This window comes from Streptomyces sp. NPDC048637 (genome assembly GCF_040650675.1).
GTDB lineage: Bacteria > Actinomycetota > Actinomycetes > Streptomycetales > Streptomycetaceae > Streptomyces.
The window spans coordinates 241,646-264,638 of sequence record NZ_JBEZHQ010000001.1 but is presented as its reverse complement, the minus strand read 5'-3'; the positions used below and the strand labels follow the sequence as shown (position 1 = coordinate 264,638).

Annotated in this window: 24 protein-coding genes; 7 read left to right on the top strand and 17 right to left on the bottom strand. The window is 72.9% G+C overall.

The genetic code is table 11. The annotated features are described in order from the left end of the window. Positions 1-134 precede the first annotated feature (134 nt). The gene (locus tag AB0C46_RS01325; protein ID WP_190146001.1) at positions 135-392 is read left to right on the top strand and encodes a WhiB family transcriptional regulator; all 258 of its coding nucleotides are present in this window, start codon (positions 135-137) and stop codon (positions 390-392) included. Positions 393-480: 88 nt separating this feature from the next. Here AB0C46_RS01325 and AB0C46_RS01320 read toward each other — a convergent pair whose 3' ends face one another. From AB0C46_RS01320 to AB0C46_RS01285, 8 genes are all read right to left on the bottom strand, one after another. Further along, on the bottom strand, positions 481-1,200 hold the full coding sequence (locus AB0C46_RS01320) for an NAD(P)H-dependent oxidoreductase (RefSeq protein ID WP_362824774.1): 720 nt from the start codon (positions 1,198-1,200) through the stop codon (positions 481-483). 205 nt (positions 1,201-1,405) lie between these two features. Next, on the bottom strand, positions 1,406-1,648 hold the full coding sequence (locus tag AB0C46_RS01315) for a hypothetical protein (protein ID WP_362824772.1): 243 nt from the start codon (positions 1,646-1,648) through the stop codon (positions 1,406-1,408). Continuing rightward, positions 1,645-2,049, bottom strand: a complete 405-nt coding sequence (locus AB0C46_RS01310; RefSeq protein ID WP_362824770.1) for a hypothetical protein — start codon at positions 2,047-2,049, stop codon at positions 1,645-1,647. Before AB0C46_RS01310 ends, AB0C46_RS01315 begins: the two co-directional genes overlap by 4 nt. A gap of 48 nt (positions 2,050-2,097) precedes the next feature. After that, positions 2,098-3,594: a HAMP domain-containing sensor histidine kinase gene (locus AB0C46_RS01305; protein ID WP_362824769.1), complete on the bottom strand. Its 1,497-nt coding sequence runs from the start codon at positions 3,592-3,594 to the stop codon at positions 2,098-2,100. Then, complete coding sequence (locus AB0C46_RS01300; protein WP_362824767.1) at positions 3,591-4,301, bottom strand: response regulator transcription factor; 711 nt, start codon at positions 4,299-4,301, stop codon at positions 3,591-3,593. Before AB0C46_RS01300 ends, AB0C46_RS01305 begins: the two co-directional genes overlap by 4 nt. A 247-nt stretch (positions 4,302-4,548) precedes the next feature. Next, on the bottom strand, positions 4,549-6,798 hold the full coding sequence (locus AB0C46_RS01295) for a xanthine dehydrogenase family protein molybdopterin-binding subunit (RefSeq protein ID WP_362824766.1): 2,250 nt from the start codon (positions 6,796-6,798) through the stop codon (positions 4,549-4,551). After that, positions 6,795-7,793, bottom strand: coding sequence for a xanthine dehydrogenase family protein subunit M (locus AB0C46_RS01290; protein ID WP_362824764.1), 999 nt, complete (start codon positions 7,791-7,793; stop codon positions 6,795-6,797). Before AB0C46_RS01290 ends, AB0C46_RS01295 begins: the two co-directional genes overlap by 4 nt. Position 7,794: 1 nt before the next feature. Next, positions 7,795-8,331 (bottom strand): (2Fe-2S)-binding protein, encoded by a 537-nt coding sequence (locus AB0C46_RS01285; RefSeq protein ID WP_362824763.1) that lies wholly within the window; start codon positions 8,329-8,331, stop codon positions 7,795-7,797. Between the two features lie 144 nt (positions 8,332-8,475). Here AB0C46_RS01285 and AB0C46_RS01280 point away from each other — a divergent pair, with 144 nt between their 5' ends. The 3 genes from AB0C46_RS01280 to AB0C46_RS01270 all read left to right on the top strand — a co-directional run bounded on the left by AB0C46_RS01280 (position 8,476) and on the right by AB0C46_RS01270 (position 11,137). After that, the gene (locus AB0C46_RS01280; RefSeq protein WP_362824761.1) at positions 8,476-8,934 is read left to right on the top strand and encodes an Rrf2 family transcriptional regulator; all 459 of its coding nucleotides are present in this window, start codon (positions 8,476-8,478) and stop codon (positions 8,932-8,934) included. Positions 8,935-9,104: 170 nt separating this feature from the next. After that, a complete protein-coding gene (locus tag AB0C46_RS01275; RefSeq protein ID WP_362824760.1) occupies positions 9,105-10,460 on the top strand; it encodes an acyl-CoA dehydrogenase family protein in 1,356 nt (451 codons plus the stop codon). Positions 10,461-10,615: 155 nt separating this feature from the next. Further along, positions 10,616-11,137 carry a hypothetical protein gene (locus AB0C46_RS01270; RefSeq protein ID WP_362824759.1) on the top strand — a complete coding sequence of 174 codons (522 nt, stop codon included), beginning with the start codon at positions 10,616-10,618 and terminating at the stop codon, positions 11,135-11,137. A gap of 51 nt (positions 11,138-11,188) precedes the next feature. Here AB0C46_RS01270 and tgmB read toward each other — a convergent pair whose 3' ends face one another. The 5 genes from tgmB to sigK form a co-directional block, all read right to left on the bottom strand. Beyond that, positions 11,189-12,112 (bottom strand): ATP-grasp ribosomal peptide maturase, encoded by a 924-nt coding sequence (gene tgmB, locus AB0C46_RS01265; protein ID WP_362824757.1) that lies wholly within the window; start codon positions 12,110-12,112, stop codon positions 11,189-11,191. Positions 12,113-12,118: 6 nt separating this feature from the next. Continuing rightward, positions 12,119-12,310 carry a putative ATP-grasp-modified RiPP gene (tgmA, locus tag AB0C46_RS01260; RefSeq protein ID WP_026169961.1) on the bottom strand — a complete coding sequence of 64 codons (192 nt, stop codon included), beginning with the start codon at positions 12,308-12,310 and terminating at the stop codon, positions 12,119-12,121. A gap of 276 nt (positions 12,311-12,586) precedes the next feature. Beyond that, positions 12,587-12,817 (bottom strand): hypothetical protein, encoded by a 231-nt coding sequence (locus tag AB0C46_RS01255; protein ID WP_362824756.1) that lies wholly within the window; start codon positions 12,815-12,817, stop codon positions 12,587-12,589. 153 nt (positions 12,818-12,970) lie between these two features. Continuing rightward, entirely contained in the window at positions 12,971-13,717 is a 747-nt protein-coding gene (locus tag AB0C46_RS01250) for an anti-sigma factor (RefSeq protein ID WP_362824754.1), read from the bottom strand. Beyond that, positions 13,714-14,301, bottom strand: a complete 588-nt coding sequence (gene sigK, locus AB0C46_RS01245; RefSeq protein ID WP_362824752.1) for an ECF RNA polymerase sigma factor SigK — start codon at positions 14,299-14,301, stop codon at positions 13,714-13,716. Before sigK ends, AB0C46_RS01250 begins: the two co-directional genes overlap by 4 nt. 246 nt (positions 14,302-14,547) lie before the next feature. Between sigK and AB0C46_RS01240 the strand changes: the two genes are divergently transcribed. From AB0C46_RS01240 to AB0C46_RS01230, 3 genes are read left to right on the top strand one after another with little or no spacing between them, the layout of a single operon-like run. Continuing rightward, positions 14,548-15,738, top strand: a complete 1,191-nt coding sequence (locus AB0C46_RS01240; RefSeq protein WP_362824750.1) for a lycopene cyclase family protein — start codon at positions 14,548-14,550, stop codon at positions 15,736-15,738. Between the two features lie 42 nt (positions 15,739-15,780). Next, positions 15,781-16,509: a class I SAM-dependent methyltransferase gene (locus AB0C46_RS01235; RefSeq protein WP_362824748.1), complete on the top strand. Its 729-nt coding sequence runs from the start codon at positions 15,781-15,783 to the stop codon at positions 16,507-16,509. Continuing rightward, complete coding sequence (locus tag AB0C46_RS01230) at positions 16,506-18,065, top strand: FAD-dependent oxidoreductase (RefSeq protein WP_362824747.1); 1,560 nt, start codon at positions 16,506-16,508, stop codon at positions 18,063-18,065. The genes AB0C46_RS01235 and AB0C46_RS01230 overlap by 4 nt, the downstream gene beginning before the upstream one ends. Before the next feature lie 51 nt (positions 18,066-18,116). Here the strand turns inward: AB0C46_RS01230 and AB0C46_RS01225 are convergent, their stop codons facing one another. Genes AB0C46_RS01225 through AB0C46_RS01210 form a run of 4 tightly spaced genes read right to left on the bottom strand, consistent with a single transcriptional unit; the run spans position 18,117 to position 22,940 of the window. Beyond that, positions 18,117-19,130: a DUF5914 domain-containing protein gene (locus AB0C46_RS01225; RefSeq protein ID WP_362824745.1), complete on the bottom strand. Its 1,014-nt coding sequence runs from the start codon at positions 19,128-19,130 to the stop codon at positions 18,117-18,119. Continuing rightward, the gene (locus AB0C46_RS01220; protein WP_362824744.1) at positions 19,127-20,116 is read right to left on the bottom strand and encodes a phytoene/squalene synthase family protein; all 990 of its coding nucleotides are present in this window, start codon (positions 20,114-20,116) and stop codon (positions 19,127-19,129) included. The genes AB0C46_RS01225 and AB0C46_RS01220 overlap by 4 nt, the downstream gene beginning before the upstream one ends. Further along, positions 20,113-21,648 (bottom strand): phytoene desaturase family protein, encoded by a 1,536-nt coding sequence (gene crtI, locus AB0C46_RS01215; protein ID WP_362824743.1) that lies wholly within the window; start codon positions 21,646-21,648, stop codon positions 20,113-20,115. Before crtI ends, AB0C46_RS01220 begins: the two co-directional genes overlap by 4 nt. Then, entirely contained in the window at positions 21,645-22,940 is a 1,296-nt protein-coding gene (locus AB0C46_RS01210; RefSeq protein ID WP_362824741.1) for a polyprenyl synthetase family protein, read from the bottom strand. Before AB0C46_RS01210 ends, crtI begins: the two co-directional genes overlap by 4 nt. Between the last annotated feature and the right edge of the window lie 53 nt (positions 22,941-22,993).

Here is a 22,993-nt window from a genome sequence, read left to right as displayed (position 1 = left end):
GCATTGTGGGCGCAGGATCGGGCACGCGAGGACAGCAGGCGTCCGGGTAAGGAGGCTGCCGAAGCAGCCGGCCGACCCGACACCGTGCCGCACTGGACAGCTACCGCGCCCCGCCGCGGTGAACGGAGGTATTCATGGACTGGCGTCACGACGCGGTGTGCCGCGAAGCGGACCCGGAACTTTTCTTTCCCGTCGGCAACACCGGCCCCGCGCTTCTGCAGATCGAGGAGGCCAAGGCCGTCTGCCGCCGCTGCCCGGTGATGGGGCAGTGTCTCCAGTGGGCGCTCGAATCCCGGCAGGATACGGGTGTCTGGGGCGGTATGAGCGAGGACGAGCGGCGTGCCATGCGGCGTCGGGCCGCTCGGCACCGGGCTCGTCTTGCCTCCGCCTAGGAGCAGCCGTTCCGGCGCTCGTTCTCACGGGTGCCGCACCGGTACAGCGTCCCCGTACATACCAGGGGCGGTAGCGGAGCGAGGTCCGCTACCGCCCCTTTGTGGCGGCCGCCGCAACGGGCGGGCGGGCGCCGCCGTCAGCCGCCCGCTCAGTCTCCGCCCGCTGGGTGACCGGGGCCCCGGTGCGGTCCCCCGGGAACTCGTACCACCGGCGCTGCAGACAGACATGGCGCACATCGGCCTCCACGAGACGAAGGAACGCCGTGACGGTCTCCTTCAGGCGCTGCTGCAGCGCGGGGTCGGTCAGCTGCCCGTCCTCGGTGAAACCCTGGTGGGCCTCGGCCAGGCTGAACATGTCCGGGTAGACGCGGGTGCCGAGATGTTCCAGCGGCACCCGCAGCACCCACAGTCCTCGGTTGCCGCCGACCAGGGACGGAGAGGCAGAGACCAGCAGCGCGTGCTTGGTCTTGAACGGCTGCGGCCGGACCCGTGAGACCCAGTCGATCGCGTTCTTCACCACCCCCGGCACGGAGGCGTTGTACTCGGGTGAGGAGAGCACAAAGGCGTCGCACCGTTCGAGCCGGTCCCGCAGCGCCAGCGCGCCGTCCGGCAGCCCTTGCGCCTCCTCCACATCGCCGTCGTACAGCGGCATATCGAATTCCCGCATCGTGGCGAGATCCACGGTGGCGCCGGCCTCGGTCATCATGCTGCCCACCAGGGCGGCCAGACGGGCATTGGTCGAACCGGCCCGCAGCGAAGCACCGAGAACAAGTACGCGCAGCGGGCCGGGGTGTACGTCCGTGGGCATGGTGACGTCCTTCCGGCACATGAACGCGCATGCCCGGGACCGGACACGCGGGGCCCCCGCCTCAGTGTGACGGCAGGCTACAGGCGCTCGGGCCGCACCTCCGGTAGCCGTGACGCCTTGTTGCGCCAGTGGAGTGCGCCGCTGTCCGCCCCCGTACGCCGCGCCGTCACGGTGCGGTGTACGCCCCGGCTTCGGTGCGGGGTGTTCAACGGTCGGCGGCGGTTTCGGAGTCCGCGGCCGTGTCGGAGTCCGCGGCGGCGGCCGCGCTCTCGGCGCCGTCCACCAGTTTCTCCATGCCCGCCAGGTCGGTGGGGGCCGGCGAGGCGGGCGCGGGTGTCACCGGGGCGGCATCGCCCTCGGTACGGACCCCGTTTCCGCATCCGGCGACGAGCACTCCGCACACGAGGGTGGTCGCCACGAGCACGGCGGCCTGGCCGGTGCGGGTCACGAGGCAGCCGCGTTGTGGTGTGTACGGCACCAGGTGGCGACCTTGGCGAGGTCCTTCTGCCGTTGCTGGAGCGTGGGAACGAGGGACCTGCGGTGGGTGAGCTTGTGGTTGAGGAAGGTGGCGATCTCGGTGTGCCCGACGGCCTTCGCCTTCTCCGCACGCTTCTCCAGCCGGGCGACGGAACCGCGGACTCCGGCCTTGCCCTGCAGGCGCCGGAGTGCCTTGTCAAGGCGCTTGTCGATCTTCGGGACGCGCTTGCAGAGAGCCTGTGCTCCGTCACCCGTGCCGTGCTTGGCGGTGGCGGACGGTGCCGGGGCGCCGTCCGCGGCGGCGGTGCCTGCGATGCCCAGCAGGGCGGTACAGGCCGCCACCGAAGAGAGGGCGATGGTCCGGGTACGCATGACGTTCCTCCTCATCGGGCGGGCCGGGTGCCCGTCCGCGAGGAGAAGTTAGGGAGGTTCTTTGTGGAAACTCTGTGGCCGCCCGGCGGGGTCCGCCAGCCAGTCGCGGTGCGCGGGCAGCGCGGGGCGGTGCGGACGGTCGGCGGCGGGCGCGGCCGGGAACGTGACCTCGAAGCGGGCGCCCCGGCCCCCGGGGCCGTCCAGAACCCGCAGGGTCGCCCGGTGCAGGGCGGCCTGTTGCGCGACCAGGGTGAGGCCGAGGCCGGAGCCCGGACTGTCCGGACGGCGATGGAAGCGCCGGAAAACGGCCTCCCGTCGCTGCGGCGGCACGCCCGGCCCCCGGTCGTCGACGCTGAGGACGATGCCGGGGACCCCTCTCTCCTCACCGGCGCGGAGGGAGAGGGCGACATAGCCCGGGGCCTGGCCGGACCGGCCGTGGACGAGCGCGTTCGTGAGGAGGTTGTCCAGCATCGAACGCAGCCCGGGCTGCCATGCGTGGAGCCGCAGCCCCGAGCTGCTGTGGACCACCACCTCCGCCCCGGGGTGCCTGCGCCGCAGATCGGCGGCGGCCTCATCGGCAAGATCGGCCAGGTCGACGCGGGCGAAGGCGTCCGCCTCCACCAGATCGCCCTGCGCCAGCGCCCGCAGCATCACCAAGAGGCCCAGCAGCCGGGCGTGTTCATGCCGCAGATCCCGCACCGTCTCCGCCCGGTCGGCGGCGTCGAGATCCTGGAACGCGTCGAGGATGTCGAGGTTGGTCTGCATGCTCATCAGGGGTGTGCGCAGTTCGTGGGAGGCCGCGGCGGAGAACGAACGGGCCGCGGCCAGCGCCTCGACCGTACGGGCAGCCTGCTCGTCGTACCGGGTCAGGAAGGTCTGCAGCGTCCGGGCGAGGTCGTCCACCTCGGTGATCCGGGTCGGGGCATGGGTCAGCCGAGCGGCGCTGCGGTAGGGGTCCAGGCCACCGGCCGCCTGCTGCAGACGTCGCAACGGCCGGGCCGCGCGGGCGGCCAGCACCCAGGCCACGGCACCGGCCAGCGGAGCGGCCAGCAGCGCCACCGTGACCACCCTGCGGCGCACCATCCCGAGCTGCGCCTCGCGCGCGGTGTCCGGGGAGAACAGCCACAGCGTCCCGTGCACCCGGGGTCCGCCGCCGGTGACCGGTACAGCGAGCACCCGCCAGCTCTCCCCCCGCGCACGCACGGTGGCCGGACGGGCCGTTTCCGCGGGCAGCGGCACCGACGTGGCGGGCTGTGGACCGTCCATGACGGTGCCGCCGGGGCCGGCGAGCCGGACGCCGACATCCAGGGCGGCGGTGAACAGCTTCCGTTGCCGGGCCTGCTCGGCGCGCGGCCGGTCGTGCGAGGTGGCGCGCAACAGGCCGCGCGCCGCCCCGGCCACGCTCTGCGCACGATCGGTGAGGCGCTGGTCCGCCTGGGTGCGCAGATCCCTGCCCACCAGCTGGACCAGCAGCCAGCCGGACGCCACCACCAGCAGCGGCACCACCGTCCCGACCACCAGCGCGATCCGGGTCGACAGCCTCATCGCGCGGCCCCGCTCTCGTCGTCCCGCAGTACGAAGCCGACGCCGCGCACGGTGTGCACGAGCCGGCTGCGTCCGTCCGCTTCCAGCTTGCGCCGCAGATAGCTGACGAAGGTGTCCACCGCGTCGGTGCGCACCTCGAAGTCATAGCCCCAGACACGCTCCAGCAGCTGGTCGCGGGTCAGTACCTGTCCGGCGTTCCGGGCCAGGACCTCCAGCAGGGCGAACTCCCGTCGTGTCAGGGCGAGTTCCCGGCCGTCGCGCTGTGCGCGGTGCGCTGCCGGATCGAGTGTCAGGCCGCCGACGCGGACGGCATCGGTGGGGGCGGGCGGCCGGCGGCGCAGCAGCGCCTGCAGCCGCAGCACCAGCTCGTCCAGGGCGAACGGTTTGACGAGATAGTCGTCCCCGCCGGCCTGCAGCCCGGCCACCCGGTCGGCGACCTCGTCGAGCGCGGACAGCATCAGCACCGGTATGTCGTTGCCGTGCTCCCGCAGGCGTCGGCACACCGCGATCCCATCGAGATCGGGCATCGAGATGTCGAGGACCACGACATCCGGCGGAGTCTGCGCCATCCGCTCCAGCGCGGCTCTGCCGCCCTCCGCCAGCCCCACGGTGAAACCGTTGAGCCGCAGCCCGCGGCCGAGCGACCGCCGGATCGCCGCGTCATCATCCACCAGCAGGACCCGGCCGGTACCACTGTGTCCGTACATGTGCGCCTCCGAGGTGACCGCCGCCTGCCGACATCATGCGTCATACGGCCCGCGCGTCCTTGGCCACGGTCCAGGGTCCGCGGAAGTGGGCGGGATGTCCGGGGCGGGGCGGGGTGCCGGGCGGGCCGGGCCGGGGGGCGCCGCCGTCACCGAGCGGGCCGGGGTCGCCGCGGTCACCGGGCAGGCCAGATCTCCGCGGTCACCGGGCGGGCCGGACCTCCGCCGTCACCAGGCAGGCCGGATCTTCCTACAGCAGGTGCTCGATCCTGATCGGCAGTTCCCGTGCGCGGTATCCGGTCGCGTGGAAGACGGCGTTGGCGATGGCCGCCGCGGCGCCGACCATGCCGACTTCGCCGAGGCCCTTGACGCCGAGCGGGTTGACGACCGTGTCCGCCACTTCCACGAACTCGACGGCGACATCGGGGGCGTCGGCGTTGACCGGCACCAGGTACTCGCCGAGGCTCGCGTTCGCCCAGCGGCCGTCGCGGGGGTCGACCAGGCTGCCTTCGAGCAGCGCCTGGCCGAGACCCCAGAGCATGCCGCCCATGGCCTGGCTGTGGGCGGTCTTGGCGTTGAGGACCCGGCCGGGAGCGAAGGCGCCGACCATGCGGCGCACCCGGACCGTACCGAGGTCCGGGTCGACGGCGACCTCGGCGAACTGGGCGCCGAAGGTGGCCAGCCCGTACGGCAGGTTCTGCGGTGGCGGGGTCCAGCTGCCGAGCGCCTCCAGGTCGGTCATGAAGTGACGCTGCATCAGGGCGAGGTAGGTCTCGCCGGTGTCGGGCCGGTCCCGGAGCTGCATCCGCCCCTCGCGGACGACGACGGTGGCGGGGTCCGCGTGGTGCAGCGGGGAGCCGGGGTCGGCGATCGCCTGCTCGATCATCTGGTCGCGGAGCGTGGTGGCGGCCGTGTACACCGCGGCGCTGATCATTCCGGCACCTGCCGAGCCGACCGCGGCCGCGACGTTCGGCAGGTCGGTGTCGCCGTACTCGAACCGGATGTTCCGCAGGGCGACGCCCAGGCCGTCGGCGGCGACCTGGGTCATGGCGGTCCCCACTCCGGTGCCGAACTCCTGGGTGCCGGCCTGCACCACCGCGGTGCCGTCGGCGTAGAGCCGGGCACGGGCACGCTGCGGCTGCATCGGGAAGAGTACGGGGTAGCCGGCGGTGGCCATGCCTTTGCCGATGAGCCAGTTGCCGTCCCGCTCGGAGCGGGGTTCAGGGTTGCGTGACTGCCAGTCGAAGCGGGCCGCGCCCCGGCGGTAGCACTCCTCCGCGCCGTCGCTCGACCAGGGGTGGCCGGTGTGGGGGTCGGCCTCGGCGTGGTTGCGCAGCCGCAACTGCACCGGGTCGACGCCTATTCGGTAGGCAAGCTCGTCCATCAGGCATTCCAGGGCGTACATGCCCGTGGTCTCGCCGGGGCCGCGGGTGAAGGTGGGCGTCATGGTGTTGCTGCGGATCAGCCGGTAGACGCCCTCGTAGTGGGGGCAGGCGTAGGCCTGCGAGGCCATCCCGAGCGAGGGTTCGGCCCACTCGTCGAAGGGTGAGGTCAGCGAGAGCTTGTGGTGGCGCAGGGCGGTGAGCCGTCCGTCGTCGGTCGCCCCGAGTTCGATGCGTTGTTCCTGCTCCTCGCGGTGGCCGCAGGAGGTGAACATCTGCTCCCGGGTGAGCGCCAGCTTGACCGGCCGGCCCACCTGCCGTGCGGCCAGGGCCGCCAGGGTGACATGCGGCCAGATCATGGCTTTGCAGCCGAATCCCCCGCCGACGAACGACGCCCGGACCCGCACCTTCGACGGGGGGATGCCCAGCAGCGCCGCCACGGTGCTCTGGGTCGCCACAATGCCCTGGGTGGCGTCGTAGAGGGTGAGCCGGTCCCCGTCCCAGACCGCTGTGGTGGCCGAGGGCTCGATGGGATTGTGGTGGTTTGCCGCGAAATGGTAGGTGGCTTCGAGGCGTTGGGTCGCGGCCCTGAAGCCGGCCTCGACATCACCGCGGACGCTGCGTGCGGGAAGGAACCCGGCGAAGATCGCCTCGGGTTCATAGGCCTGGTCCCTGCCCTCTTCCAGAGTGGTGACGGAGGCGCGCCGGTCATAGTCGACATGGAGCTGCCGGGCCGCGAACTGGGCGCGTTCGAGCGAGTCCGCGATCACCATCGCCACGGGCTGGCCGAAGTAGTGGACGATGTCGTCCTGCAGCGGGAAGAAGCTCTCTCCCGGGGCGGCGTGACCGGCCAGGGACGGCAGCAGGGAGGGCCGGCCGGGGATCTTCGGCAGGTTCTGGTGGGTCAGCACGGCGAGCACACCGTCGGCGCGCTCCGCGGCGTCCGTGCGGATTCCGGTGATCCGCCCGCTGGCCGTACGGGCGCCGACCAGGGCGGCGTACGCGGTGTTGGGCAGGGTGATCTCCGCCGAATAGCGGCCGCGTCCGGTGACTTTGGCGGGACCGTCGACGCGATCGACGGGCCGGCCGACGGCTTCGAGTGTGGCGCCCGTGGTCATACCGTCCCGCCTCCCTTGGCGACAGCGGTCCGCAGGGCACGGACGAGGGTCCGCCGGGCGAGTTCCGCTTTGAACGCGTTCATCGGCCGGGTGACGGCAGGGGCCAGTTCGGCGGCCGCGGCCCGGACGAACGTGTCCTCGTCGGCGCGCTGCCCCATAAGGAGGTCCTCGGCCCGGCGGGCGCGCCACGGCTTGGTCGCCACCCCGCCGAGGGCGAGCCGGACCTCACGGATCACTCCGTTCTCCAGCGCCAGCGCCGCCGCCACCGAAGCGAGGGCGAACTCGTAGGACTCGCGGTCCCGCACCTTGAGGTACAGCGAACTGCGCGCCATGGGCAGCGCGGGGACCTCGATCGCGGTGATGAGTTCGCCGGGTGTGAGCGGATGCTCCCGCTCGGGCGTGTCACCGGGGAGCAGGAAGAAGTCGTCGACGGGGATGGTGCGGGTGCTGTCCATGCCTTCCACGTGCACCACGGCGTCCAGGGCGACGAGGGCAACCGCCAGGTCCGAGGGGTGGGTGGCGATGCAGTGCTCGCTCGTGCCGAGGATCGCATGACCGCGGTTGACGCCCTCCAGAGCGGAACAGCCGCTCCCCGGAAGGCGCTTGTTGCACGCGGATTCGGGGTCGCGGTAGTAGGCGCACCGCACCCGCTGCATCAGGTTCCCGCCCATGGAGGCCATGTGCCGCAACTGTGCGGAGGCCCCGAGCAGCAGTGCCTGGGACAGCATCGGGAAGCGCTCCACGACCGCGCGGTCCTCCGCGACCTCGCTCATCCGGGCCAGCGCACCGATGAGCAGCCCCCCGTCGGAACGGTCCTCGACGCCGGTCAGCGGCAGCCGGTTGATGTCCACCAGACGGTGCGGCCGCAGCACATCGAGCCGCAGCAGATCGACTTCCGTGGTGCCGCCCGCGAGGAAGGAACTACCGGGATCACTCGTCACCGCGGCGACGGCGCTGTGCACGTCCGTCGCGCGGGTGTAGCTGATGGCACGCACATCACTGTCCTGTCTTCCGGTCCCGCATCTCGCGAATGGCGGAGCGGATAAGGGGATATGCCGCGCATCGGCAGATGTTGCCGCTCATCCACTCGGCGATCTCGCCGTCGGTCCCGGCATGTCCTTCGTTCAGCAGCGCGACGGCCGACATGATCTGTCCGGGCGTGCAGTACCCGCACTGGAAGGCGTCGTGTTCGAGAAAGGCGCGTTGCATCGGGTGCAGCTCATCGCCCTCGGCGAGGCCTTCGACGGTGGTGACTTCCCGGCCCTCGCAGCTGATGGCCAGGGTCAGACAGGCGAGCACTCTGCGCCCGTCGACCCAGACCGTGCACGCCCCGCAGGTTCCCTGGTCACAGCCCTTTTTGGCACCGGTGAGGGCCATCTGCTCACGCAGCGCGTCCAGCAGACTCACCCGTGGTTCCAGGTTCAGGACCCGGGAGACGCCATTGACGACGAGGGCCACATTGACGCTGCCCGGCCCGCGCGTCTCCAGGGTGGAGGGCTGGGTGACGGAGATCGGCGCGCCTTTGTCTGCCACGACACTCACCTCGGAGTCGATGCCGTATGTCGAGCGTCCGTCCGGTCGTCCGGGCTCGCAACCGGACGGCGGAGGAGTGCGGGGCGGCGGTCACCGGAGCACCCGGCGGATCCGTGCCATGTCCCTTGCGGGATAATGCGGGGCATGCGGATCTCAGCCAGAGCGGACTATGCCGTGCGTGCCGCGCTGCAACTCGCTGATGCCCGGGATGCGGGGCCGCTCAAGGCAGAGGCCATCGCCCAGGCCCAGGACATTCCGCACAAGTTCCTCGAAGGCATCCTGAACGACATGCGCCGGGGCGGGCTGGTGCAGAGCCGGCGTGGCGGCAATGGCGGATACCGGCTGGCCAAGCCGGCGGAGGCGATCAGCATCGCGGATGTCATCCGTGTCGTGGACGGGCCGCTGGTGTCGGTACGCGGAGTCCGGCCGCCGGAGCTGTCCTACACCGGGCCCGCCCGGTCACTGCTGCCGCTGTGGATCGCGCTGCGGGCGAACGTCCGCCAGATCCTCGACGGTGTGTCCCTGGCCGATGTCGCCTCCGCCGAGCTGCCGCCGCGGGTGGCGGAGCTGACCGAGAACCCTGATTCCTGGACGAACCCTTAGGGCGCGCCCTCCGGATCGGCGGGCCCACGGGCCGCCCCCTTCCCGGCCGGCGGTCCGGATGCCAAGACGAGGCTGTCCACCCCTTGAACGCCCCTTGATCCGCCCGCAGTCCGGAAGCATTCTCTTCCCTATCAATCCAGTGGGAAAACTAGGGAAGCCAGGAGGTGGGCGTGCGCACACCGACGCGTTCCGTGCCGTCGGCCGGTGGCCTGCTGTCCACGCCCGCACCGGACGCAGCCGACCGGACGGGCCAGGCCACCACACCGCAGAAGTCCCCCGCACGGCCCGCTTCCCCGCAGGTCAAGGCTGGTACCGACGAAGAGATCTGGCTGCGCGTCACCCGTGAGGTCGCCGATGATCTCGCGGTCGACGCCCTCGTCCGCGACCGGGCGGGCAAGCCCCCGTTCGACGAGCTCGCCCGGCTGCGCGAGGCGGGCCTGCCCGCGCTGCTGACACCCCCCGGCCCCGCCGGGCGCGGCAGCGACTGGCGCACCGCCTGCGCGGTCATCCGGGAGATCGCGGCAGCGGACGGCTCCATCGGCGAACTGCTGGGCCGCCACTATGTGTTGTCGTGGTGCGCACGGTTCTTCAGCACGCCGGAACGGGCCGAAGCACTCGAACTCCGGGCGAGCGCGGAGCAGTGGCTCTGGGGCGGCGGTATCGACCTCCCGGACACGGAGCTGGTGACCGGGCCCGATCTCACCCTCACCCCGGCCGACAGCGGATATCTCCTCCACGGATGCCAGTCCTTCGCCGCGGGCGTGACCGTCGCCGACCGTCTGGTGCTCGGCGCGGTGTGCACCGATACCGGTGAGTCCCTGGTGGTGTGCGTCGACCCGGCCCACCCGGGCGTGGCGGCCGACCCCGAGAACGACCGCCTCGGCCAGCGGCTCTCCGCGGCCGGCCGGATCAGCTTCGACGGTGTCCCGGTCCCCGCGGACCAGGTGCTCGGCGCCGTTCCGCGCGATGAACATGCCCTCGCCCCGTTCGCCACGCTCGCCCCTCTGGCGCTCCGGCTTGCCCTTGTCCAGGTCAGCCTGGGAATCGCCGAAGGAGCGCTGGCCGAGGCACGGGACATCATCCGTGCCGCCCCGCGCAGCCGGCCGGTCACCGAGCGGGACGACGGCGCCTGCCCGGACCGCCCGGGTGCGGATCCCTATCTCCTCCTTGCGTACGGGGAATTGGTGACCGACGCCCACACCGCCGCAGCCGTGGCCGAATCGGCGTCGGAGGCCCTGGCGCGGGGTCTCCTCGCCGGGCCGGAGCTCGGGGTGGACCAGCGCGCCGAGATCGCGGTGCTGGTCGCCGCCGCCGAGGCCGTCACCAGCCGCTCCGCGATGCATCTCACCACCCGCGTCCTGGAACTCACCCAGGGCACCGGCTCCCCTGCCGGCCCCCTGGGGTTCGACAGGTTCTGGCGCAACGCCCGCGTGCTGACGGCGCAGACCTCCCCCACCCACCGGCTCCGCGACATCGGTGACCACTACCTGAACGGGACGCACCCGCCTCTGACACTGCACGCCTGATCGCGGCCCGTACGGGGCGGCGGCGCGGCGCACCGCGCGGAGGTAAATCGCCGGGCCTGTCGGCGTAGCTTCGGACAGATCGGTACCGGGGGCTGCTACATCTCGGGTGTTCATCCCGAAGCGGGGAAGCCCCGTCGGTCCTGTGAGGTGGCGCCTTGTCAGAAAGCCGCAGCGTATCCGTGCAGCCGCCGGGCAGACGAGCGGAACCCCTGCAGCGACTGCTGTTCGGCGGGGTGTACGGTTCGGTGCTCGCCAGCGCTCTGGCGGCTGCTCTGGGGCATGAAGGCAGGCCGCCGGACCCCGGCTACGACGCGCTGTGGGTGGCGCTGACGGCCGTGGCGTCGGCCGCGGCACATGGCTACGCGCACTCCATCGCGCACCGGACGAGCGACGACACACAGGTCACCGCGAGCGCGGTCCGTTCGATGCTGACCGAATGGCCGCTGGTGGTCGCGATGGTGCCCACCATGGCCGCGCTGCTCGGCGCATACGCGAACTGGTGGGGCGAGGAGAGCGCGATCGAGGTCGCGCTGTCGCTCAACATGGTGGCGCTGTTCGGCTGGGGGGTCTGGGCGGCCCGGGTGGCGGGTCGGGGCTGGGCGGCGTCCTTTCGGGTCGGTGGCGTGGATGTGATGATCGGTCTGCTCATCGTGATCGCGAATGTGTTGAGCAAATAGCCGGAAAGCGGCAGGGCTACGGGGGTGTCCCGGTCAACCGCCGCTCCGGGATCAGGGTTCCACCGCGAGCCAGGTGGCGATGGCCTGGGCGATGGGCTGGTCGGTCTCCAACTGGATGAAGCCGAACTGGCCGCCCTGGTTGCATTCCAGGAACCACCAGGCGCCGTCCGGGTCCTCGGCGAAATCAAAAGCACCGTAGGCGAGTTGAGCGGCACTCAGATAGGAATGCACGCCTCGTTGGACGGCGTCGGGCACCTCGACGGGCTCCCAGGTGCCGTGGTGGGTGAAGCGGCTGTCCACTTCTTCCGGATCGGCTTTCTTGCGGGCGGCGAAGAGGTGTTCACCGACGCAGGTCAGCCGGATATCGGCCTCCTTGGGGATGTGCTGCTGGAGCAGGGTCGGCCCGGCTGCCACCCCGGAGAAGTCCGTGTCCGGGCTGATACGCGTGGTGGGCAGCACCATCGGAGGGTCACCGGGGTGTTTTCCGCTCACCGATTTCACCACCAGGTCCTGGTGGGCGGCGGCGAACTGCCGGGCCATCGCGGGGAACGTGGTGAGCAGCGTGGCGGGTACGAGGAAGCCGCTCCGGTGGGCGAGATGGAGCTGCCAGGGCTTGTAGCGCGCCTGCGCGGACGCGACAGGATGGTTCATCCAGCGTGCCTGAGTGCTGGTCAGCATGCCGTAGAGCGCCTGTTCGGCCTCGGCAGTGATCCAGGCGGACTGTTCTGCGGTGCGGGCCCCGGGGGTACCGGGCCGGCGCACCCAGACCGAACGCAGGCTGCCCAGGCTCACCATGCGTTCGCCGGATTTCAGATATCCGTGGAAGTCGTTCTCCGCGTACTCCGCGGACAGGGAGACCCTCCCGGGCAGGTCGGCGGGGTCGAGTCGGACGAGCGGGACACCGAGGTCCTGCAGCGTCGACACCACGATGTCCGCCGTCAAATCTTCCTCGCAGGTCAGGACCAGGACGGTCATGGGCGCTCAGTCGTCGAAGTGGGTCTTGGAACCGGCAGTGGAGGCAGTGGTGCCGGTCGCCAGCAGCACCGCCCGGCTGCAGGTGGCCGGGCGCCCGTCCGGCAGGACGTTGAGTTGCCGCGTGGCGTCATAGCTGTACGGCGTGCTGGTCGATGACTTCGCCGCCGGACGGGCGTAGCTCAACGCAAACGGTCGCATTCCATCTCCTTCAAAGGTCGGTTTCCGAGTCCCTGGCACGGGGCAGGGGTGGAAAGCCCCTACTTATGACTCTGCACGGAAGACGCGACAATCTGGTCAGTTAGTTGCCTCTTTTGCTCGTTTCCAGCGTTCCTCTTGACTGAAAAGCGGCGAGCGCGTACGCACTGTCTCTGTCATGTGTCACCGCGTAGGCAAAGAGGCACGAAAACTCCTCATGCCCCGCCCGAACGGGCGTGGCTGACCGGGCGTCAAGGGACGGTGCTCCCGTCCGGGGCGCTACTCCGGGCGCACTCCGTCCGCCGCGTCGTGCACGGGGGTGCCGTCCAGAAGGGCGGCGACGCGGTCCACGGTCAGCCGGTGCCAGTGACGAGCGTCACGGAGCATGGTGTGTCCGCCGCGTGGCATGGCGACGGTGTGGACGCGGGCCCCCGCCCGTCGGGCGCGGTCGGCGAAGCGCCAGGAGCCTTCGGCGTCGGTGACCCGGTCGGCCGTGCCGTGCAGCAGCACCAGGGTCCGGTCGCACAGAGGGGAGACGGGTTCGCCGGGCGGGGAGGTTGAGCCGCGGCGGCGGGCCGGGACCTGCAGGGAAAGGCTCCCAGCCGGCCGCCGGCCCGTGGTGGGGCCGGCAGCCGGCGGCGTCCGGTCAGGCGGGTGGGAAGGTCACACCCGAAGGACGGCCAGCGGCGGGGTGGTGGGCCGGCTGGAGCCGCCTGCGGGTTCCGCCGTGACACCGACACCGTCCGCGCCCTGGGGTCCGCCGGTCAGCAGCATCGCGCCGGACGAGCTGCCGGTCTCGACGAGCCCGGCGGGCTCCATGGTGCCGTTGCGGCTGTACCAGAGTTCGTACACCCGCTGACCGGACAGCGCCGGCAGGCCGTGGTACAGGAAGGCGGACTGTCCCCTCCGCTTGGAGGCGACGACCGTCCCGCTGCCGCCGCCCTTGAGCGCAGCGGTGTGGAAGGTGGCGTCGGGGGCGGCCATCAGGGCGCTGACCGCGGCCGCTTGCTGTTCGGCGCGGACCGTACGGTCCCGCTGCTGGTCGGCCTCGTTCCGGGCGTTGACGGCCAGCCCGCCGGCGAGCGCGGCGACGACCAGGCAGGCGGCGGCCGCAAGGTAGGGCAGCCGGTGCCGTAGCCCTCGGCGCAGCGGGACCACGGTCGCCCGGTGCCCTCTCGGCGGCAGTTGCCTGACCTCGGGCAGTGCGGCCATCACCCGGGTGCGCAGACCGGCCGGGGGCACCTCGGCCACGGCCAGGGCCAGCCGGGCCGCGGTTTCCTGCAGTTCCCGCACTTCCTGGGTGCAGGCCCGGCACTGCGCCAGGTGGCGGGTGAACTCGGCGGACTCCTGCTCGGACAACGCGCCCAGTGCGTAGGCGCCGGTCAGTGTGTGCAGATCGATGGTGCTCATGCCGACACCCCCAGGCAGTCGCGGAGCCGGATGAGACCGTCCCGCAGTCGTGTCTTGACCGTGCCCAGCGCCGCGCCCAACAGGTCGGCGGTCTCCCGGTAGGTGTAGCCGCGGTAGTAGGCGAGCGTCACCGACTCCCGTTGCAGATCGGTGAGTTGCTCCAGGCAGCGGCGCACCTGCTCACGCTCCAGGCGCCGCTCGACCTGCTCGCTGACCTCGTCGAAGGGGGCGGTGTAGGCACCCACCCCGGCCCGTTGGTCACGGTCGGCCGCCGCCTGGACCGAGCGCACCCGGTCCACCGCACGACGGTGAGCCATCATCATGATCCAGGCCATGGCGCTGCCCTGCCGTGCGTCGAAGCGGGCCGCGGACCGCCACACCTCGATCAGCACCTCCTGCGCGACCTCCTCGGACTGCGCCGGATCCCGTACCACCCGGCGCACCAGGCCCAGTACGGAGCCGGCCACCGCCGTGTAGAGACTCTCGAACGCGTACTGGTCGCCGCGTGCGACGCGGTCGAGCAGTGATTCCAGAGCACCGGTGTGCGGCGCTGGGTATCGGTCGCCGCGGGCTGCGACGGGCATGGACACCTCCGGACTGTGACGTGGTCACGAGTGATTCGGCGCCGTGCGACACCTGGATTGGTCGGAGTGGATTCTCGCGGACGCCCCGGCGGGCACCGCACCCGGGTCGGCCACCACCGCCACGGAAGCGGACTGACCGGTTCACCGCGACGGGCTTGCCGGATTTCCGCGCGTCGGATGCCGCCTCCCGGGCCGGTCCTGCGGAAGGATCACCGCGGGGGCATCGAGGCGGCGAGAGGACTGGGCGTGCGGGACGCGGATGCCGTCATCGTGGGCGCGGGCGCGGCCGGGCTGTCGCTCGCCTACCGGCTGTGTGCACCGGCGGCCGGCGGCCGGCCGCTGCGGGTGGTGCTCGTCGACGCACCGCGCGGACCGCTCACCCCCCAGGAGCGGACCTGGTGTTACTGGGAGGCGCCGGGCGGCGCGTTCGACGACGCCCTGACCGCGTCGTGGGAACGGCTGCGGGTGCACGGGCCCGGCGGTGAGGCCATGGCGGGACGGCCGGAGCCCTTCCGGTACAAGATGCTGCGGTCGCCTGACTTCGAGGCCCTGGTGGACGCCCGGCTCGCCGGACAGGATGCCGTGGTCCGGGCCGAGGCGACGGTGGAGTCCGTACGGGACGTCTCCGGCGGGGCCGAGGTGCGGGGGCACGATGCGACGGGGCGGCCGGTGACCCTCCGGGCCCGCTGGGCCTTCGACTCCCGCCCGGCCGGGCGGCTCCCTCCGGCGCGGACCACCCTCCAGCAGCACTTCCGGGGCTGGTTCCTCCGCACCCGGCGCCCGGAGTTCGATCCCACGACCGCGGATCTGATGGACTTCCGTACCCCGCAGCCCGGCCATGGTCTGTCCTTCGGATACGTCCTGCCGCTCAGCGACTGTGCCGCGCTGGTGGAGTACACGGAGTTCTCCCGACGGGCCGTGGAGACCGCTGTCTACGAACGGGCCCTGCGTCACTACACCGGACAGGTGCTGCGGCTGGGCGCGTTCCGTGTCACGGCGGTCGAGCAGGGCGCGATCCCGATGACCGACGGCCGCTTTCCGCGCCGGGCGGGCCGCGCGGTGTTCCGCATCGGGACCGCGGGCGGCGCCACCCGTCCGTCGACCGGGTACACCTTCGCCTCCGTACAGCGGCAGACGGCGCTCATCGCGGCCGCGCTGCGGGCCGGCCGGCCACCGGTCACCCCTCCCCCGCACTCCGCCTGGCACCGGACCATGGACGCGGTGCTGCTGCGTGCGCTGGACAGCGGCCGGGTGGACGGCGCCGAATTCTTCACCGGGCTGTTCCGCACGGTGCCGATGGAGCGGCTGCTGCGGTTTCTCGACGGCCGCTCCCGTCTGTGGGAGGACGTCACCATCGGTCTGCGCACCCCGGTGCTGCCCATGCTCCGCACCGTCGCCGAACTCCCGCTGCTGCCACGCCGCACCGCCGTGCGGTGACCCCGCCCGCTCATGCGCCCCCGGACCGGAGGAGAGACATCCATGGCACTGCTGCACGACGGCGAGCTGTCCGCCGCCTTCGACCACGCGTCCCGCAGCTATGACCGGCTGGTCGCGGTGAACCCCGGCTACCACGGCCAACTGCGGCGCTCCGCACGGCGGTTGGGACTGCCCGGCGAAGGCCGTGGACTGCGCCTGCTGGATCTGGGGTGCGGCACCGGCGCCTCGACGGCGGCGCTGCTCGCCGTCGCCCCGCACGCCGAGATCGTCGCCGTCGACGCCTCGGCCGGCATGCTGGCGCGCGCCGCCGGCAAGCCCTGGCCGCGCGGGGTCTCCTTCGTGCACGCGCCGGTGGAACGACTGGCCGACGCGGGCGTGACCGGTGGCTTCGACGCCGTCTTCGCCGCGTACCTCTTCCGCAATGTCACGGACCCGGATGCGGTGCTCGGGGCGGTGCGGGAGACGCTGACGCCGGGCGGGCGGCTGGCCGTTCATGACTACACCCTGTCCGGCGGTGCAGTGTCCCGCGCCGTGTGGACGGCGGTGTGCACCGGAATCCTGCGGCCGGCCGGGCGGCTCGCGGGGGACGCCGGGCTGTACCGCCATCTGTGGCGCAGCGTCCTCGCGTTCGACAGCGCCGCGGAGTTCACCGGGCGGCTGCGCCGGGCGGGCTTCCGGCAGGTGCGGGCCCTGCCGCTGCCCGGCTGGCAGACCGGTATCACCCACACCTTCGTCGCGGCCACGGCCGGCACCCACGAGGAGGAGGCGTGACACCCCGACGCGACGACGGCGGGGCCGCGCGGCGCGGACGCGACCGCCGGGCCCGGACGGTGCCGGGGCCGCCGGGGCGGGACCGGGCGGCGGCCGGCGGTCCGGAGGTGGCGGTCATCGGCGGCGGGATCGCGGGCCTCGCCGCCGCGACCGCGCTGGCCGAGCGCGGGGTGCGGGTGACGCTGTACGAACGTGCCGGGGTCCTCGGCGGCCGGCTGGCGGGCTGGCCCGTGCAGCTGGCCGACGGCTCGGCGGCGACGATGAGCCGCGGGTTCCATGCGTTCTTTCCGCAGTACTACAACCTGCGGGGGCTGCTGCGCCGGGTCGACCCGGGGCTGGGGATGCTCAGACGGCTGCCCGACTATCCGCTGCACCACCGTTCGGGCCTGCGGGACAGCTTCGCGCGGGTGCCCCGGACACCGCCCTGGAGCGCACTGGGCTTTGTGGCGCTCAGCCCCACCTTCACCTGGCGGGACCTGGCGCGGATGCGCCCCGGCGCCGCCCTGCCGCTGCTGGACGTACGGGTGCCGCAGGTCTATCGGCAGCTGGACCGCATCAGCGCCTGGGACTTCCTCGCCCGTATCCGGTTTCCCGAAGCCGCGCGTCACCTGGCGTTCGAGGTGTTCTCCCGGAGCTTCTTCGCGGACCCGCGGGAACTGTCGGCCGCGGAGCTGGTGTTGATGTTCCACATCTATTTCCTCGGCTCCAGTGAAGGGCTGCTGTTCGATGTGCCCGACGAGCCGTTCCCGCAGGCGCTGTGGCACCCCCTCGGCCGGTATCTGGCGGGGCACGGCGTCCGGGTCCGCACGGACACGGAGGTGACGCAGGTCGAGCCGGTGGCGGGTGGTGGGGTGCACGTCGCCGGGGAGGGTGCGGACCGCCGGTTCGACGCGGTGGTGCTGGCGCTGGACCCGGGCGGGCTGCGCCGCCTCGTCGCCGCCTCACCCGCGGTGGGGGACGCCGCCTGGCGGGCGCGGATCGGGCGGCTGCGGACCGCGCCGCCCTTTCTGGTGTCCCGGCTGTGGCTGGAGCGGCGGGTGTCCGCCGACCGGCCCGGTTTCCTGGGCACCAGCGGTTTCGGCTCGCTGGACAATGTCAGCGTGCTGGAGCGCTGGGAAGGCGAGGCGGCCCGCTGGTCCGCCCGCACCGGCGGCTCGGTGCTCGAACTGCACGCCTACGCCGTCGCCCCGGGAGCCGACCGGGAGCGCGAACAGCGCCGCCTGGTACGGCAGTTGAGCGCGGTCTATCCGGAGACCCACGGTGTCCGGATCATCGACCGGCGTCATGAGTGGCGCGCGGACTGTCCGCTGTTCCCGGTGGGCGGCTTCGACGACCGGCCCACCGTGCACACCCCCGACCCCCAGGTGGTGGTCGCGGGCGACACGGTGCGGACCTCGTTCCCGGTGGCGCTGATGGAGCGGGCCGCGACGACCGGATTCCTCGCGGCCAACGCGCTGCTGGCGCGCTGGGGCGTACGCGGCCAGACCCTGTGGACCGTGCCGGACCGGGGGCGGTCGGCGGCCCTGCGGTGGGCGGCCCGGCGGGCCGGGCGGTGACCGGGGCGCGCCGCGAGCCCGCACCGGCGGGGTACGCGGCCGCCGGCCGGTTCAGCCCGGGTGGCGTCCGCTGCTGCGCAGTTCCCAGCGGCGCTCGGCGTAGGCCAGATCGTCCCGCCACAGCCGTCGCGCGGCGGCGCGCATCAGCGGACGCAGGGCGGGCGCGGCCGCGCGTGCCAGGGCGAATCCGGGGCGCCGGGAGGTGGCGACGATCGCTTCGATGACCGCGGTGCGCGGGCGTCCCCGGTCGTCCGGGCCCAGCGGTGTGGCATGGGTTTCCACCACGGATCCCTGCCCTTCGCCTTCCAGGATGCGCATCACCACCGTACGGGGCCCGGGGGCGGTGAACAGCGCCGTGACCGGCACCACCGCCCGTCCGGCGACCTTGAAGGAGACCTCGACGGTGATGCCGTCGGACGGTTTCCCGGCGTGCTCCGCGGGGGTGTCGACCACGGTGAGGTCGACGAAGGAGTAGGGGTGGAACCAGGCACCGTGCCAAGGATCGAGGCGGTTGGCCAGCACGTCCTCGGGTTCGCATCCGCCGGTGCCGGTGTAGACGGCGGCGACAGTGCCCGCCGGCGTCGGCCGGGCGGGCAGCACGGGCTGTGGCAGCGGGCGTTCGCCGCCCGCCTCATCGAGCCGTACCCAGGCCAGCAGCCCGTCGTCGTGGGCGGGGAACGGCTCCCAGCCGGCGAACGGGGCACCGTCCAGGGCGAGTCCGTGCCACCGGCAGCGGAGGATGCCACAGCGCACGGGCCCCTGCGCGAGGGGTGCGCCGAGGTGCGGGCAGGCGCCGGGTCCGGCGAGCAGGCGGCCGCCGGCGTCCCGCCAGACGACGACCTCGGTCCCGGCGACGGTGCGGCCGACGGCCCGGTCCGCGCCGATGTCGTGGGACGCACCGAGGACGAACCAGTTGCCGGACGGCCGCGCGAGTGCGGCCTTGACGGCGTCGGCGATGCGCGCGGGTTTCGCATCGCGCCAGGTGGGACGCTGCTGTTCCCATGACAGGGGCCTGCGGCGCACCCGGAGCGGGAGCCGCGGGGGACGGCGGGCCTCCTGGGTCATGGGGTTTCCTCCTGCGCGTAGTCCGGCACCCTGCCCCGTCGCGTACCGGGCGGCCGGGCGGTGACGCGGGTGACGGCGAGGCGGGCCAGACCGCCGAGGGCGGTGGCCGCGCGGCGTCGGCGGGAGACCACGGCGCGGCGGTGCAGCACGGCGTACCCGTCGTCGCGCACGGCGTCGAGGATGGCGCCGTAGAGGACGAACGCGGTGCGGATGCACGGGCGGGAGACCGGGTCGAGCATGGCGAGGCCGGGTGCCGCCTCGCGGTAGACCCCGCGGGTGAGTTCGGCGGCCGCCGCCAGGGCCGCGGTGATCCGCGGGTCCGGGAGGCCGGTGTCCCGGCTCCAGCGGAGCAGTGCGCGGTCGACGCCGTGCGCCGCGAGCAGGTCGGCGGGGAGGTAGACGCGGCCCCGGTCGAGGTCTTCGCCGACATCGCGCAGGAAGTTGGTGAGCTGGAAGGCGATGCCGAGGGCCGCGGCGTGCGGCACGGCTTCCTCCTGTGGCACGACGGTGCCGAGCACCGGCAGCATCTGCAGCCCCATCACCGCGGCGGAGCCGTGCATATAGCGCCGCAGATCGGCGTAGGTCGGGTAGTCCGTCACCGTCAGATCGCTGCGCATGGACGTCATGAAGTCCGCGAAGTGACGGTGGTCGATGCCGTGGACGGCCGCGGTGTGTGCCACCGCGCGCACCACCGGCTCGGTGCTCTCACCGCCCCGCAAGCCGGTGTCGAGGCACTGCTGGAGGGCGTCGAGCGCGCATGCGCGGTCCGCGGTGGTGTGGCCGGTGGCGGGGTCGTCGACGATGTCGTCGGCCCAGCGGGCGAAGCCGTACAGGGCGTGTACGGCCGGCCGGCGTGCTGCGGGCAGCAGCCGGGTGGCGAGGAAGTAGGTCTTGCCGTGCCGGGCGTTGAGCCGGCGGCAGTGGGCGTAGGCCTCGCGGAGGCGGGGATCGGTGACGCCTGCGGCGTCCAGTTCGCGTGCGGTCATGCCGGGATGCCTCTCGTGGCGGGGCGGGACGAACCGGCGGTGGAGCGCGGGGGCCGCAGGCCGGTGATCCGGGCCGCGGCGAGCTTGCCGGAGATCAGGACGGTGGGGACGCCGACCCCTGGCGTGGTGCCGCAGCCCGCGAGTACGGCGTTCTCAGTGTCGCGTACGAGGTTGCGGGGGCGGAAGGGGCCCGTCTGCGCAAAGGTGTGTGCGGCGGAGAACGGCGTTCCGGCGGCGAGCCCCTGTGCGGTCCAGTCGGCCGGTGTGACCAGGTGGTGCTCCTCGATGGCGGCGCCGATGCCGGTGAGTCCCCGGCGTTCGAGGACGGCGAGCAGGCTGTCCCGGTACCGGGGGGCGAGGTCGCGCCACTCCCCTGCGCCGGGGCCGGTGTCGGTGTTGGGGCAGGGCGCCAGGATGTAGTGCAAGTGGCGCCCCGGCGGGGCGAGTTGCGGGTCGGAGGCGGTGGGGCGGGTGACCAGCAGGGAGGGGTCGCTCATCAGCCGGCCGGTGCGGGTGAGTTCCTCGAAGGTCCGCTCCCAGGCGGCGCCGAAGGAGATCGTGTGGTGCGCCAGACGCGGCCAGGTCCGGTCGGTGCCGGCGTGCAGGATCACCGCGGACGGCGAGTGACGGAGCCGGACCGGGCGGCGGGGGCGTCGGCCGAGCAGCCGGTGGACGACCGGCAGGTCGGGGGTGAGGACCACCGCGTCGCAGGGGATGCGCTCGTGCGGGGTGACCACCGCCGTGATCCGGTCGCCGGTGCGTTCCAGCCGGGTGACGTGGTGGCCGTAGCGGAAGACGGCGCCGGCGTCGGCGGCCGCGTCCGCCATGGCCCGGGGCAGGGCGTACATCCCGCCGCGGGGGAAGTACACCCCGGCGACCGTGTCCATGTAGGCGATGACGGCGTAGGCGGCCAGGGCGCGCGCGGGCGGTACCCCGGCATAGAGCGCCTGGAAGGAGAAGACCCTGCGCAGCCGGGCGTCGGGCAGGAAGCGGCCGATCCGGTCGTCGAGCCGGCCGAATCCCCCGAGTGCGGCGAGGCGGACCAGGTCCGGGTGCATCAGCTGCAGCGGTGAGTCGAAGTTGGTGTCGATGAAGCGGTGGCGCTGGACCGCGTACAGCTGCTGGAGCCAGCGGCGCAGCCGGCGGTAGCCGTCCGCGGCCCCGGGCCCGGCGAACCGTTCGACCTCGGCCTCCATGGCCTCCGCGTCGGTGTGGACGTCCAGCTCGCTGCCGTCGGCGAACTGGGCACGGTACGCCGGGTGCAGGGGCCGCAGCTCCATCCGGTCGGTGAGCCGTTCGCCGACCGCGGCGAACGCCTCGTCGATGAGGTCCGGCATGGTCAGCACGGTCGGGCCGGTGTCGAAGCGGTAGCCGCCGCTCTCGATCCGGCCGGCCCGGCCGCCGGGCAGCGCCGCACGCTCGACGACCGTCACCCGCCGGCCGGCGCCGAGCAGATGCAGCGCGGCGGACAGACCGGAGAGACCGGCGCCGACCACCACCACGTGGTCGGTGGGGCCCTTGACGGTTCTCATGCGTGGCCCCTTTCGGCCGCCCCGGCGGGAACGGGTGAGGTGACGCCGCCGGTTACCGGTGCCGGGCACGGCCGGCCGGTGGCGGTGCGGAGGCCGGCGACGGAAGCGAAGAGGCTGCGCAGCCGGGCGGCCGCGGAGGGTTCCAGGGCGGCCGTGTCCAGGTGGCGGATGCTGCGCGCGACCAGCCGGTGGATGCGCAGTTCGACGAGGTCGAGGGCTCCGGTGGCGACAAGGACGGCGCGCACCCGCTCCAGGTCCGCGGCGTCCAGTTCGCTGTCGCCGACACAGCGGTCCAGGAGCGCGAGGGCCACCCGGTCACCGCGCTCCATGGCGCGGGCCCGGCCGACCGCCAGCAGATAGGTGAGCTTGCCCTCCCGGATGTCGCCGCCGGACGGTTTGCCGGTCCGCTCCTGGTCCCCGAACACCCCCATCAGATCGTCCTGGAACTGGAAGGCGACCCCGGCGCAGCGGCCGGCGGCGCACAGTGCCCGGGTGGTGGGCTCACCGGCGCCGGCCAGGGCCGCGCCGAGCGCCAGCGGCCGCTCCACCGAGTAGCGCGCACTCTTGAGGTACGCGGTACGGACGGCCAGCGCCGCGGAACGGGAGCCGGCGATCTGGCCGTAGAGGTCGAGGTACTGGCCGGCCACCATTTCCATCCGCATCGCCCGCCAGAGGTGCCGTACCCGGGGGCCGGTCTCCGCGTCGAGTTCCGCGCCGGCGACCGTGTCGTCCGCCCAGGCGAGGGCGAGATCACCGGTGAGCACGGCGGCGGAGGTGCCGAACCGCCGGGCCGCTTCCGCGGTGCCCGGCGTCGCGTACTGGTCGGCGAATTCGGCGTGGACCGCGGGCCTGCCGCGGCGCAGCGGTGACCGGTCCATGGCATCGTCGTGGATGAGCGCACACGTCTGGATGAGTTCGACAGCGGCGGACACCCGGAGCGCCGGCTCCACCGCACAGGCATCCGGCCGCTCCTCGCAGGACCGTAGCCCCCACCACAGGAACTGGGAGCGGGTGCGCTTGCCCCCTTCCAGGGTGAAGCGCGCGACCCGCGCGGCCACATCCCGTGCGAAGGTGCCCTCGACCTCGGCCGCCCGCGCGACCTGCTCACCGAGGACGCTGCCGAGCATCCGTCCCACGGCGGCCGGCACATCCGCGTCGACGGTGTCCGGCCCGAGGCCGGCCGCGCAGGTGTCGCCGCGGCCCGGAGGGACGTTCGCGGACCGGACGCCGGACGGCGGCAGGCCGGCATCGCGCAGCGCGGGGGGTGCGGTTGCCGCGGTACGACGGCGCATCGTGATTCCTCTCGTCGCCTCGGTCGGCGGAGGTCGGACCGGCCGGTGACAGT

Coding starts and splice junctions, on each gene's coding strand:
- AB0C46_RS01325 (WP_190146001.1), top strand. CDS start 135: ATGGACTGGCGTCACGACGCGGTGTGCCGCGAAGCGGACCCGGAACTT.
- AB0C46_RS01320 (WP_362824774.1), bottom strand. CDS start 1,200: ATGCCCACGGACGTACACCCCGGCCCGCTGCGCGTACTTGTTCTCGGT.
- AB0C46_RS01310 (WP_362824770.1), bottom strand. CDS start 2,049: ATGCGTACCCGGACCATCGCCCTCTCTTCGGTGGCGGCCTGTACCGCC.
- AB0C46_RS01305 (WP_362824769.1), bottom strand. CDS start 3,594: ATGAGGCTGTCGACCCGGATCGCGCTGGTGGTCGGGACGGTGGTGCCG.
- AB0C46_RS01300 (WP_362824767.1), bottom strand. CDS start 4,301: ATGTACGGACACAGTGGTACCGGCCGGGTCCTGCTGGTGGATGATGAC.
- AB0C46_RS01295 (WP_362824766.1), bottom strand. CDS start 6,798: ATGACCACGGGCGCCACACTCGAAGCCGTCGGCCGGCCCGTCGATCGC.
- AB0C46_RS01280 (WP_362824761.1), top strand. CDS start 8,476: ATGCGGATCTCAGCCAGAGCGGACTATGCCGTGCGTGCCGCGCTGCAA.
- tgmB (WP_362824757.1), bottom strand. CDS start 12,112: ATGACCGTCCTGGTCCTGACCTGCGAGGAAGATTTGACGGCGGACATC.
- tgmA (WP_026169961.1), bottom strand. CDS start 12,310: ATGCGACCGTTTGCGTTGAGCTACGCCCGTCCGGCGGCGAAGTCATCG.
- AB0C46_RS01250 (WP_362824754.1), bottom strand. CDS start 13,717: ATGAGCACCATCGATCTGCACACACTGACCGGCGCCTACGCACTGGGC.
- sigK (WP_362824752.1), bottom strand. CDS start 14,301: ATGCCCGTCGCAGCCCGCGGCGACCGATACCCAGCGCCGCACACCGGT.
- AB0C46_RS01235 (WP_362824748.1), top strand. CDS start 15,781: ATGGCACTGCTGCACGACGGCGAGCTGTCCGCCGCCTTCGACCACGCG.
- AB0C46_RS01225 (WP_362824745.1), bottom strand. CDS start 19,130: ATGACCCAGGAGGCCCGCCGTCCCCCGCGGCTCCCGCTCCGGGTGCGC.
- AB0C46_RS01220 (WP_362824744.1), bottom strand. CDS start 20,116: ATGACCGCACGCGAACTGGACGCCGCAGGCGTCACCGATCCCCGCCTC.
- crtI (WP_362824743.1), bottom strand. CDS start 21,648: ATGAGAACCGTCAAGGGCCCCACCGACCACGTGGTGGTGGTCGGCGCC.
- AB0C46_RS01210 (WP_362824741.1), bottom strand. CDS start 22,940: ATGCGCCGTCGTACCGCGGCAACCGCACCCCCCGCGCTGCGCGATGCC.